The sequence below is a fragment of the Acinetobacter sp. 148 genome, assembly GCF_031196675.1.
Lineage (GTDB): Bacteria > Pseudomonadota > Gammaproteobacteria > Pseudomonadales > Moraxellaceae > Acinetobacter > Acinetobacter baumannii.
The window spans coordinates 93,714-106,021 of record NZ_JAVIMT010000060.1; the positions used below are offsets into that span (position 1 = coordinate 93,714).

Here is a 12,308-nt window from a genome sequence, read left to right on the forward strand (position 1 = left end):
TCAAAAGATTAAATACCGAGCAATGGAACAAAACAAAGAAGAACTCCTTAAGCATCTTGCTGCTTCACTTGAAGATGCAAAGAGTGAGGGCGGTGCAATTTTATTAGTAGGCGCTGGTATTTCTGTATCTGCTGGAATTCCTCCTGCACAAAAATTGATGAAAATTGCGATTGAGAACTTTCCTAATTACTTTACTGAAGAAGAACAAGAATTTGCTCAAAAAGATTTAAGTAAACTTCAATATAATGACATTATGACTAAGCTTTCTAATGTTAAACGTAAAGAGCTGTTTAAGTGGTTTATTGAAGGAAATAATGAAAAAAATATTGAAAAAGCTAAGCTAAATTTTGCGCATATCGCAATTGCTGAATTATTAAAACAGGGATATTTCAGTCGTATATTAACTGTAAATTTTGATCCTCTTTTAATCCATGCTTGTTACATGGTTGGTATGTATCCATTTCCCGCAATTTATGACTTAGGAGCAATGGGTAAAGTAAATGCTGAACTTTTGCACGACCCAAGCATTGTCTATTTAAATGGCCAACATGTTGGATTTGTTCAACGGAATACTACAGATCAACTTGAAGCGCATAAAGAAACTTTAACGCAGATTGTACGTTCGACAGGTTGTAATAAAACTTGGGTTGTTGCTGGTTATAGTGGTGAAAATGACCCTCTAATGCATGCATTAAATGAATTGCGTCCCTATAATAATTGGTTATATTGGCTAGAATATGGCGAACAAGTAATACAAAAAGGTAGTCATAATTTCTTAGAAAAAGATGAAGAAATAAAAGTAATCTATAGATGTGATGCAGATGAAACATTTATGGAAATCGCTGAAAATTTACAATGTAGTTTAGATTTTATTGAACAGCCCTATACTGAATTAGAGCTTTATACTAAAGAAATTAATTTCAATACATCAAAGCTGAAAGGACATCAACTATTATCTAAAGTAAGAAACTATATAACTGTTTTGAAAAGTGACGTTACTATTAATAAATTTAAAATTGCTGAGATAGTTACAGATTATATTAGTAATGAAGAATTCCATTCTTCTTCTGGTGATCCAAATTATTCTAATGAAAGATTAGTTTCTATTTGTGAAGAACTATTCCCAATTTTAAAAGAAAGTTTAACGGGTGAATTCTTTTTCTGGTGGGCAAGTGCATATTGTCCTTTAAATAAAAGTTTCGATAGTAAATCTAGTAATGAAAAAATCCTTGCGTATGAAAAGGCCTTACAAATATCGCAGAAAGGTATTAAGCAAGATCCATCTTTTGGTGGAAATTTTCATTACTGCGGGATTTATCAATTAGAACTAGCTAAATTACTTAAGAATGATAATCCAAGAAAAAAAGAGCTTTTAAATCAATCCATTCAGAACTTTAGATCAAGTAATGATTATGCTGAACATGTAATGTATTCTGTAGAATGCTATATACTTTTAGAAAAAATCGATAAACTTGTTAACTACTTTAACGAACCTAAAACACTTGAAATAGTAAAAAGACATAAACCTCTGATATTCCAAGAAGAATATATACCAGCGCTCATCCAAAATGATCTTTTCTGTATGTGGTATAAAACTATATTTCATAAAGTACCAAATAAAGAAAATATGAGAACTAAGGATAGCTAAAGCCTTTGCCACTCCCCCACAAAATCCTTATACTTAGGGGCAATTTTTCTCATAAATTCGTGGATGCTACATGAGTCGCGCCATCTCGCACATTGATACATTTCAGGGTTTAATTCTTGCCCTACAAAACTATTGGGCCGAACAAGGCTGCGTCGTACTACAACCTTACGACATGGAAATGGGCGCTGGAACATTCCACACCGCAACATTCTTACGTGCTTTAGGGCCAGAGACTTGGAACGCGGCATACGTTCAACCTTCACGTCGTCCAAAAGATGGCCGCTACGGTGAAAACCCGAACCGTTTGCAACACTACTATCAGTTCCAAGTAGTACTTAAACCAAACCCAGACAATATCCAACAGCTTTATCTCGATTCTTTAAAAGCAATCGGGATTGATACGCTTACTCACGATATCCGTTTCGTAGAAGACAACTGGGAATCTCCAACTCTTGGGGCTTGGGGCTTAGGTTGGGAAGTTTGGCTTAACGGTATGGAAGTAACTCAGTTCACTTACTTCCAACAAGTTGGTGGTGTTGAATGTTACCCAGTAACAGGCGAAATCACTTACGGTTTAGAACGTCTTGCGATGTACCTACAGGGCGTTGACTCGGTTTATGACCTTGTTTGGACCAAAGGCCAATTCGGCACGGTAACTTACGGCGACGTATTCCATCAAAATGAAGTTGAGCAATCGACTTATAACTTTGAATACGCTCCAGTTGACAAACTATTTGAACTATTTGATTTCTACGAGTCAGAAGCTAACCGTTTAATGGAAGCTAAACTTCCACTTCCAGCTTATGAGCAAGTCGTTAAAGCGTCTCATACCTTTAACTTGCTTGATGCACGTGGCGCAATTTCTGTAACTGAGCGTCAACGTTATATTTTACGTGTACGTACTTTGGCGCGCGCTATTGCACAAAGTTATGTACAAGCACGTGCAGAGCTTGGCTTCCCAATGGCAGAACCACACTTACGTGATGAAGTATTGGCACAGCTAAAAGCACAAGCTGAAAGTGAAGCAGCAAAGGCGGAGAAAAACTAATGAGCAAACATACTGTTTTATTCGAACTTGGCTGTGAAGAGCTTCCACCAAAAAGCTTAAAAACGTTACGTGATGCACTACAAGCAGAAACTGTAAAAGGCTTAAATGAAGCAGGTTTAGACTTCGCATCTGTTGAAGCTTATGCCGCTCCACGTCGTTTAGCGCTTAAAATTGTAGATGTAGATGCTGCGCAAGCGGATACACAAAAACGTTTTGACGGCCCTGCTGTTCAAGCAGCTTACGATGCAGAAGGCAAACCGACTAAAGCACTTGAAGGCTTTATGCGCGGTCAAGGCATTACTGTTGATCAGCTTTCTACATTCCAAGCAGGTAAAGTTGAAAAAGTTTGCTATTTAAAAGATGTGAAAGGTCAAAGCCTTGATGCTTTACTTCCACAGATTTTACAAACTGCATTAGACAATTTACCAATTGCTAAGCGCATGCGTTCTGCTGCAAGCCGTACCGAATTTGTACGTCCAGTGAAATGGGTTGTCTTACTCAAAGATGACCAAGTTATTGAGGCGACTATTCAAGATCACAAAGCTGGTAATGTGACTTATGGTCACCGTTTCCATGCACCTGAAGCTGTGACCTTAGCGCATGCAAATGACTATTTAGCTGCGTTAGAAAAAGCATATGTTGTAGCGAACTTTGAAAAGCGTCAGGCAACCATTCAAGAACAAGTGAAAAAGTTAGCTGATGAAGTGAATGCAACTGCGATTGTTCCAGCTGACTTACTTGATGAAGTAACAAGTCTGGTTGAATGGCCTGTAGCTTTACGTGCAACTTTTGAAGAGCGCTACTTAGCTGTTCCTCAAGAAGCTCTTATTACTACCATGCAAGACAACCAGAAGTATTTCTGTTTGATCAATGCGGAAGGTAAATTACAACCTTACTTCATTACTGTTTCAAACATTGAGTCTAAAGACCCGACTCAAATTATTGAAGGTAACGAAAAAGTTGTTCGCCCTCGTTTGTCAGACGCTGAATTCTTCTTCTTACAAGATCAAAAGCAACCGCTTGCATCTCGTAAAGAAAAATTAGCAAACATGGTATTCCAAGCTCAGCTTGGTACGCTTTGGGACAAATCAACACGTATTGCAAAACTTGCTGTTGCATTATCTTCAATCACTGGTGCAAACCCAGCTGATGCTGAAAAAGCTGCATTACTTGCTAAATGCGACTTAACCTCTGAGCTTGTTGGTGAATTCCCAGAACTTCAAGGTATTGCGGGTACTTACTACGCGCGTATTGAAGGCGAAAACACTGAAGTTTCAGAAGCTTTAGGTGAGCAATATTTACCAAAATTTGCTGGTGATGTTTTACCTAAAACCAAAACAGGTACAACCATTGCCCTTGCTGACCGTTTAGATACGCTTGTTGGTATTTTCGGTATTGGACAAGCGCCTACAGGTTCTAAAGACCCGTTTGCACTTCGTCGTTCAGCAATCGGTATCTTACGTTTAATCATTGAAAACGAATTAGATGTAACGATTGAAGAGTTAGTGAATCTTGCGCTTCAAGGTTATGGCGATATCGTTAAAGACCATGACAAAACTCGTGCTGACGCAGTTGCATTCTTGGAAGGTCGTTACCGTGCTAAGTATGAAGACCAAGGCGTTGCTGTTGACGTCCTTCAAGCAGTTCAAGCTCTTGCACCAAAATCTCCACTTGATTTTGACAAGCGTGTAAATGCAGTTAACCACTTCCGTACATTACCTGAAGCTGCTGCGCTTGCGGCTGCAAACAAACGTGTTGCTAACATTCTTGCAAAAGAAGCAGCACCAGAAGGTTCTGTAGTTGAAGCAAACTTGGTTGAAGATGCTGAAAAAGCATTATTTGCTGAGCTTCAAGCAGTGACACCTGTGGTTGAACCATTACTTGCAGCAAAGGACTATACTGCTGCCCTTTCTAAGCTTGCAGCACTTCGCGCGCCGATTGATGCATTCTTTGATGCTGTAATGGTTATGGCAGACGATGCTGACCTAAAAGCAAACCGTTTACGTTTATTAGCTCAGTTACGTAACTTGTTTACTGCTGTTGCTGATGTGAGTGTGTTGCAAAGCTAATTAGCTTATGACTAAATAAAGGGATCTTTTATAGATCCCTTTATTTTTTACGTTAAACAAATTCTTTAATTTCTTCTAAACTTTTTGAGGGTTCAAACCACATAAAATCATAATCAGCCACGTCATGAATATAAAACGGATCATTTTTCATGATTTCTTCAGCTTCTTGAATCGAAGAGCTTAGAACTAAAATTACCCCACCTACTCTATTTTCCCGGCGACCTGATGCCAGAAATTTCTTTTGCTCATAGTAATGATCTAAAAATGCAATATGTTCTTTGAGTACAGCGTCAACTTCGGTCAATGGTTTTTTATAGTTGAGGGTAACAACAATCATCTCATTCTCTTAAAGCAAGTAGCGCATGACATAGCTTATTCAATAGTACGCCGATTCCCCCAATTCATCCACACTAAACTTCCCACAATAATTACTCCTCCCAGCAGCACCATCATTGATGGTTTCTCATTTAAGAAAACAACGGCCAAACTCATGGCGACAATAGGTGAGCAATATAAAAAATTCGATGCAATCGTTAACGGCATATTTTTAAGTACATAGCCCCAAAGTACATAAGCCATCGCACTTGGAAAAATACCCAATAAGACAACCGACATATTGGCTTGCCAAGTGGCATGTAAAATTTCACTAGGTAAATGAGCACTATAAAATAGTAAAGGAAGGGTCCCGAACCAAATGATGTAGCACATCATGCTCAAGGCATCATAATTTAAGGCAAATTTTTTATATAAATTAAAATAAAGCCCCCAAGCGATTGCAGCTAAAACAATCAACAAACTATAAGGGCTCGGTATACCAAAACCATGATCTCCACTGACCACTAACACGGCACCACTAAGCCCTAGCAAAATACACAACCACTGTTTGAACCGAATATGCTCTTTAAAAACCAAAGCTGAAATAATAAAAGTGAATAGCGGAATAGATTGACTCAAAATACTAGAAGCGACCGCAGTTACATATTGCTGCCCTGTATTTATCAGCAAATGATGCAGCGTTACAGAGAAAAATCCTAATACACCTAGCGCAGGAGCATCTTTCCACTTTAAAGGCTGAATGCCTTTTTTTATGACCAGAAGTAATAAAAAAAATGAAGCAATTAAAAAGCGAAGCAAGGCTATATGCTGCGGTGTATATAAATGCAAAGCACTATGTACACCAATAGGCGAATAGCCCCAACAAAAAACGGTTACAGCAATACATAAGTAGAGCTTAAATGCTGGAGGCTGGGTTTCGGCAGCAAGAGAAATTGCCATGTTAAATCTGCACTAATGAAATGGAACTCTTTCATCATATGCGCATAGATAGTTGAATAAAATTAACTTATATTGAGTCAAATATTCATTAAAAGTGAATGATTAAACATGGATATTACCCAGTTAAAAATGTTCCAAACCGTGGTTGAATGCGGAACCATGGCTAAAGCATCACTACAACTACATTGCGTACCCTCCAATATCACTACACGCATTAAGCAACTTGAAGAAGAACTAGGCGCACCGCTGTTTTATCGCGAAGGAAAAAGCTTAAAACTCACCCCATCAGGAGAAATCTTTCTCGATTATTGCCATAAAATTTTAGCGCTATGCGATGAAGCGAAACGAAGTATTCATCCAGATGCACCGCCCTCTGGCCCGCTCAAAATTGGAGCTATTGAATCTTCTGCTACAACTCGCCTGCCCAACTTACTTGCAAAATATCATCAACGTTATCCAGAGGTTTCCATTCAAATTATTACTGGCACATGGAAACAGCTACTAGTCGATATTTCTCAGCACAAACTTGATGGTGCAATTGTTGCAGGCAATATTGAGTTTCCTATGTTAAATAAACTCAGTATTTATCAAGAAGACATGGTCTTAATTGCATCTCATTCTTTAGGAGAAATTCATTGCCAAGAAGATTTGATTGGTAAAGAAATTTTCATGTGGACTGAAGGCTGTCCTTACCGTGCAGCTCTTGAAGAATGGCTTAAACTGAAGAATATCTCTCTCCCTATCACCAGTATTACCAGTTACGCCACCATTATTGGTTGTGTCAGTGCGGGTTCTGGCGTGGCGTTAGTGCCTAAGAGTATTTATGAACAATATAAAAATTTAGCGCATATTCAAAGTTATAAATTTGAATACCTTGCCTTTATGCAAAATCATTTTTTCTGGCATAAAAATGTGAGTAACCATAAAGCGAGAGACATGTTTATAGAATTGATAAAGTCGGAGTTTTGTTTATAAAGCATTTGGGTAATGATGCTATTCCCTTCAAATGATGATTTCTCGTAATCAAATCGTATGGGTTTTATCTCATGTCTGCACAAGATTTATTTTTAACAGTAAGATCAGCTATCCATATTTTGATAGTCATTGGGGAGATTAATCCAAAATGAAAGCCATAAAAATTTTATGTATTACAAGCTCTATCTTGGTTTCATCATCTCTCTTTGCTGAAACACCTCAACCTCAACAAGTGAATGAAGCAACTTCTAAGACAATGCCTTATGGTGATAATCCAAGCTTAGGCCGCGTACTGTTATATAAAACAGGAAAAGGCATACAAAACTTAGGAGATTCTATTCAAGGCGCCTCTGAAAAAACCTCAAATAAAATTAGTGAAAAATGGAAAGATACGAAAGAATTTACCGCTGAAAAAGCAGAAGTTGTTCAACAAAAAGCGGATACAGCCAAAGTATTTACTGAACAGAAAATAGAACAAGCTAAGCAAAATATCACCAGCAGTAGAAACGGTGAAAATATTCCAATCGAACAAGGTGAGCTAAGTAAATCTAGTACGACTGCCAATTAAAATTAAATCAGAGTAGCGCGATCATATCGTGCTTCCAAAGAAACACACTTTAAAAAAGACATACATCCACTACAAAGAGCTAGGAACCTGCCTTATGAACAGTCAAAAACTTCTCTTTTCTACCCTGTGCTGCTTAGCATTAACAGCATGTGCAACTACCGCACCTCTTTCTTCTTATCCTCAGGCACAAGTTTTAGAACAAGATACCAATATCGAAGCTTATCCAACCACTACAGGCAATGTAGCCAAGCTCATTAAACACGATAAGCAAGCTTGTATGATTGAATTTACGGGTTATTTAGGTGGTGGACAAGTAACTGAACATTGGATTTTTAATAATAAAGGCCTGATTTCAGCTCAATCATTTACAGAGCAATATCCAGACTCTTCTGGCATATTAAGTCAAGCGACCAATTCGACAACCAAAAGCTCTACCACTTTTAATATCCAAGATCCCGAAATTCAAAATAATTTCAAAAAACTTCAAAGTAATTTTAGTAAAGACAACTTAGCAAAGTGTGATTAAAGCTTTTCATAAAAAAACTCGTTGCAGAAGTTATCTTTTGCAACGAGCCATAGCCATTTAAATTTTTTGGACCTAATAAAAAATTATAAATATGCTATTTAGTTAACGGTTAAACCATTGGTTGCCGCCAGTAAATCAATCCGTGGGAAAACCAAGCCCGTTCTTGAGTCAGTAATAGGTTTACCCGTAGCTTTTAACCGGCTAATGGTTTGATCGATACTTTCTGTTGGACTCACACTATTCGCTCTCAATAGAGCAATCGCGCCTGCCACATGTGGTGTCGCTTGAGAGGTACCACCCATGGTATAGCCACCTGCGGTAATCATTGCACCCGGCGCCAATAAGGTCACAAGGCTTCCCCCATTACTAAAGCAGGCTACCTTATCTGCTGCTGTAGTTGGGTCAGAACATTTCACGGGGTTACCCCATGACACACCACCAATATTACTATCATAAACAGCACCTACCCTTACTGCCCCTGCCACACAAGCAGGAGATGAAATTCCGTCAGGGAAGGCATCATTACCAGAGGCTACAACCGGAACCACGCCAGCAGCTCTCGCATTGGCAAATGCTGTTCCATAACTGCTATCGCTACACTCAGAGGTATATTTGACTCCCGGCACACCAAGGCTCAAATTCACCGCTTTAATATTATAGGTTTGTGCATTGTTTACAGCCCAGTTAATCCCCGCGAGAATATCACTATCATATGCGGTGCTTACCCACTTACCTTGCGATCTGACCTTTCTAAATACATCAATACCAATAATTTTAGTTTTAGTAGCGACTTTCGACACAATAGCGGAAACGTTACTACCATGCCCATCATCATCCAAAGTGCCATCATCTGGTGCACTATCAAAAGAATAAACCACACGGCAAGTACTTGATGGAGTATTCACAGCGGTACATCCGAAATCTGAATGTAGATAATTTACCCCTGTATCCAGCACAGCAACACTAGATCCCTCCCCCGTAAAACCATTGGTATTGGCTTGTGGTTGATTAATCAAAGGCAAACTTTCAGTAGTTGTAGTACGGTTAATACGGTTTGGATAAACTGCTTTAACGTTCGGATCATTTAATAAAGATACTAAAGCCTCACGGTTACTAATCCGATAAAAAGCCAAAGGCAGGTTATTGTAATCCCGAAGTACTTGTACACCGCCGGCACGATTAAACCTTGTCTGAAGATTCTTTTTATTTGTAGCAATATAACTTCGCCGTTCTAAACCGGAAGGTACGCTCGATGAGGGAATATTGTATTCGACAATTAAATCGTTTGAATCATTACTAACCAAGGCATCTAAATCTATTTTACCTTGGAACACTTTTTGTTTTGCTGCCTGACTTAACCGCTGTTTGGCCCCTTTGGAATCCAAAGGAAGAGCGGACACAGTTGTACTGAAAATTGTACATAGACCTAATAGAAACAACGTTTTACTTTGCATTATTTTTCTCCGTAGTTTTTCAACTAACAATTTGCTTATTTCGCTTTTATTTCATTTGCTGGATCTTTTTCTGGATCAATCGGTTGAATCGAAGGATCACTTTTTGTGTTATAGAAAGGAACGGCATCTGCTGATACCGATTGAGAGTGGTTTGAATTTAAAGATACGTTTTTAGGTTGAGTAGGCTCCTTAAGTTTAGAAAGGGAAGATGAAGTATCTGGTTGTGGTGAATTCGTCTCATGTAAAGCAGAATTGAACACATCAGATGCACCGCTTGTGGGTTTGAAATAAAGAACAACGGCGATCAAGCCGACTATTACAAGTAGGGAAGCTATAATTTTCATCATTTAAGATCTCTGTTTTTTTGTTTATAGACATCTATATTTACTTTTGATTATTCGAAATAAAGAGACATTTCTTGAGTTACATTTCATGTGAAATTTCTATTTCGTAAAATGTATAAACATGAGAAAAGCTAAAATATCTTTTCTCGAATAAGCAAAAATACAGTTCTGCCCTTTACGTTTATATTTCTGGCAGAATAAGGTTCAAAAAAGTGCTAAAAAAGCACTCTATTCTCATAATAAGCAATTATTATGCCGTTTCCTCCAATAAATAATGAGAAACACATCACATTTAGAGATATAGGCATGTATCACATGAACAACGATAGAAAAATTTAGGAGATGAAGGTTAAAAAGCTGTAAGATGAAAATAGGACCAGCTTAATAAGAATAACTAAAAAATAAATGTTCTTTTTCACTTTATTATTAATTTTTATTAATCTTCACAATTTATCCCTAGTCTGTTTACTCAATGTAACACTGTTGTAACGTTTTGATGAAGTGAGTTCCCAAGCTCATATTTCCTTAGCTATGATGCGATTGCGTTTATGAAATACCTCACTAAAAGGGTATATTCTTTGAAGGATATCGCAATGAAAATGATGAAAACAGCTATCGTTACTGCAAGTGTACTTGCTTCTGCCTCTATTTTTGCACAAAGTGCGGGCGTTAATGCAGGTGCATCTGCTCAAGTCAACGTACAACCAGGTGGTCTTGTTAGTGGCGTAGCCAATACAGTCAAAAATACTGCACATACTGTAGGGAACACAGCAAAACATGCTGGTCACGTAGCTGCTGACACAACCGTTAAAGCTACAAAAAAAACAACAGGTAAAGTAACTGAACTTTCTTCTAAAGCTGCTACTGGCACTAAACATGTAGCAAGTGAAGCTGTAACTGGTACTAAACATTTTGCTACCGAAGCAGCTACAGGTACAAAAAATTTAGCGACTAAGGCTGCAACTGGCACTAAAAACCTAGCAGTTGAAGCTAAAGCAGATACAAAAGCGCATCTTGATGCTGTAAAAACTAAGGTAGCAGAAAAACAAGCTGACCAAAAAGAATTTACTGCTGAAAAACAGGCCGATGCTCAAGCACGTGTAGATGCTGTTAAAGCTCGTGTAGCACAAAATCAAGCTGAGCAAAAAGAATTCGTTGCTGACACTAAAGCGGATGCTCAAGCAAAATTAAATGCAGCTCAACCGGCTCATGGAGTTAACGCTCAAACAGGTGTAAACGTTGGTGTTAATGTTGCTGGTATTAATGCAAATGCAAACGTAAATGCAGGCGCTCAAGCGTCTACACAAAAAGGCGAAAAGAAATCTTTTATTAAAGGTCTTTTCGGTACTAACTAATTAAAGGTAGCAATAAAAAAGGGCGATTCATCGCCCTTTTTTATTTCCCTAAAATTAACTATTCAGATTGTTTCAGTTAAAACCAAGCCTGCACGTAAACCGATCTTCACATTCGGGTTTGGGAATAAAATCCAGACCTGATCTTGTTCAACTACATAGTTACCAGAAGGCTGAGTCGCTATGATTTCGCCTTTAGTAAAAGTTGAAAAGTTTGGAGCCTCAGCAGATAAATTCATGTGGAACTCTTTATCTTTTTTTATTAAAGAGTCAGATACCTGAAACACACGAATTTTTGGTTTATTACGCACTGGTAAAGCTTGCTCAGAAACCACGTTACGAATGACTTCATCAATTGAAGCAAATTGACTCAAGTCATTTTGACCAAATGGCAATGCTTTGCCTAACTCTAAAGTTGCACTCGCCGCCTTAAAATTCTCACTCGTAAAATGGGTAAACGTTTTACCTACCGCATTGTGATAAACCAAGGCATCCAAATCAGCTGCTTCAAGACTTGCTGTTAAATCAGCATCATAGCCATGCGTTTGATATGGAAATAAAGCAAATGTTGGCAATAATGAAGCCCGAATTGCTGTGTGCAAATCATAATGATAACGTTTTGCCTGACTCGAACTTTCCTGAAAGAAGGTGGCAACAGTTTGCTCTAAAACCTCAGCACGCTTAGATTCTTCAGTTACAGGCAGATTTTTATACCCACCACAGAACATACGGTTTACATCGTCATGTACATAACGCTTGCCTTGACGCATCGCATAGGGATTACCCAATACAAGCAATAATCTCACCGCAAGCTTTAAACGCCCGGCAAATAAATCGGTGCAAAGATGAGATAGCAATTCAATTGGTGCCGTTTCATTTCCATGTACTCCAGCTGACAGTACGACAGCTTTGTCGTACTGCGCATGTGGTGTACATTCAAGAAGTCCCTCACCTAACCAACGCCAAGAAAAATTTGCTTGTTTTCCCTCGCGCGTTGCAGGTTGCTCACCTTGTAAGGTTAATGCTAGAAAATCTTGCATGTCACCTCC

12 protein-coding genes are annotated in these 12,308 nt (G+C 38.4%); 7 read left to right on the plus strand and 5 right to left on the minus strand.

Going from position 1 to position 12,308, the window contains the following annotated elements:
* Nucleotides 1–22 precede the first annotated feature (22 nt).
* From RFX69_RS09640 to glyS, 3 genes are all read left to right on the plus strand, one after another.
* Nucleotides 23–1,648, plus strand: a complete 1,626-nt coding sequence (locus tag RFX69_RS09640) for a hypothetical protein (protein ID WP_130037037.1) — start codon at nucleotides 23–25, stop codon at nucleotides 1,646–1,648.
* Nucleotides 1,649–1,718: 70 nt separating this feature from the next.
* Nucleotides 1,719–2,696 carry a glycine--tRNA ligase subunit alpha gene (gene glyQ / locus RFX69_RS09645; protein WP_000085212.1) on the plus strand — a complete coding sequence of 326 codons (978 nt, stop codon included), beginning with the start codon at nucleotides 1,719–1,721 and terminating at the stop codon, nucleotides 2,694–2,696.
* Complete coding sequence (gene glyS, locus RFX69_RS09650; RefSeq protein ID WP_272294123.1) at nucleotides 2,696–4,765, plus strand: glycine--tRNA ligase subunit beta; 2,070 nt, start codon at nucleotides 2,696–2,698, stop codon at nucleotides 4,763–4,765. Before glyQ ends, glyS begins: the two co-directional genes overlap by 1 nt.
* A 52-nt stretch (nucleotides 4,766–4,817) precedes the next feature.
* Here glyS and RFX69_RS09655 read toward each other — a convergent pair whose 3' ends face one another.
* On the minus strand, nucleotides 4,818–5,102 hold the full coding sequence (locus tag RFX69_RS09655; protein ID WP_271056313.1) for a YciI family protein: 285 nt from the start codon (nucleotides 5,100–5,102) through the stop codon (nucleotides 4,818–4,820).
* Nucleotides 5,103–5,137: 35 nt separating this feature from the next.
* The gene (locus tag RFX69_RS09660) at nucleotides 5,138–6,040 is read right to left on the minus strand and encodes a DMT family transporter (RefSeq protein WP_272294122.1); all 903 of its coding nucleotides are present in this window, start codon (nucleotides 6,038–6,040) and stop codon (nucleotides 5,138–5,140) included.
* 108 nt (nucleotides 6,041–6,148) lie between these two features.
* Here RFX69_RS09660 and RFX69_RS09665 point away from each other — a divergent pair, with 108 nt between their 5' ends.
* The 3 genes from RFX69_RS09665 (at nucleotide 6,149) to RFX69_RS09675 (ending at nucleotide 8,109) form a co-directional block, all read left to right on the plus strand.
* Entirely contained in the window at nucleotides 6,149–7,015 is an 867-nt protein-coding gene (locus tag RFX69_RS09665; RefSeq protein ID WP_000355656.1) for a LysR family transcriptional regulator, read from the plus strand.
* A 148-nt stretch (nucleotides 7,016–7,163) separates the two neighbouring features.
* Nucleotides 7,164–7,583: a hypothetical protein gene (locus RFX69_RS09670; RefSeq protein WP_000644154.1), complete on the plus strand. Its 420-nt coding sequence runs from the start codon at nucleotides 7,164–7,166 to the stop codon at nucleotides 7,581–7,583.
* Nucleotides 7,584–7,677: 94 nt separating this feature from the next.
* Nucleotides 7,678–8,109, plus strand: coding sequence for a hypothetical protein (locus RFX69_RS09675; protein WP_001088069.1), 432 nt, complete (start codon nucleotides 7,678–7,680; stop codon nucleotides 8,107–8,109).
* Between the two features lie 98 nt (nucleotides 8,110–8,207).
* Here the strand turns inward: RFX69_RS09675 and RFX69_RS09680 are convergent, their stop codons facing one another.
* Both RFX69_RS09680 and RFX69_RS09685 read right to left on the minus strand, forming a co-directional pair.
* Nucleotides 8,208–9,563, minus strand: coding sequence for a S8 family serine peptidase (locus RFX69_RS09680; protein WP_001190943.1), 1,356 nt, complete (start codon nucleotides 9,561–9,563; stop codon nucleotides 8,208–8,210).
* Between the two features lie 35 nt (nucleotides 9,564–9,598).
* Nucleotides 9,599–9,907 carry a hypothetical protein gene (locus RFX69_RS09685; protein ID WP_032028228.1) on the minus strand — a complete coding sequence of 103 codons (309 nt, stop codon included), beginning with the start codon at nucleotides 9,905–9,907 and terminating at the stop codon, nucleotides 9,599–9,601.
* A gap of 593 nt (nucleotides 9,908–10,500) precedes the next feature.
* On the opposite strand from RFX69_RS09685, the gene RFX69_RS09690 reads away from it, so the two are divergent.
* Complete coding sequence (locus tag RFX69_RS09690) at nucleotides 10,501–11,262, plus strand: hypothetical protein (RefSeq protein ID WP_000783286.1); 762 nt, start codon at nucleotides 10,501–10,503, stop codon at nucleotides 11,260–11,262.
* A 62-nt stretch (nucleotides 11,263–11,324) separates the two neighbouring features.
* Here RFX69_RS09690 and astE read toward each other — a convergent pair whose 3' ends face one another.
* Nucleotides 11,325–12,299 carry a succinylglutamate desuccinylase gene (gene astE / locus RFX69_RS09695; RefSeq protein ID WP_001150819.1) on the minus strand — a complete coding sequence of 325 codons (975 nt, stop codon included), beginning with the start codon at nucleotides 12,297–12,299 and terminating at the stop codon, nucleotides 11,325–11,327.
* Nucleotides 12,300–12,308: the final 9 nt, after the last annotated feature.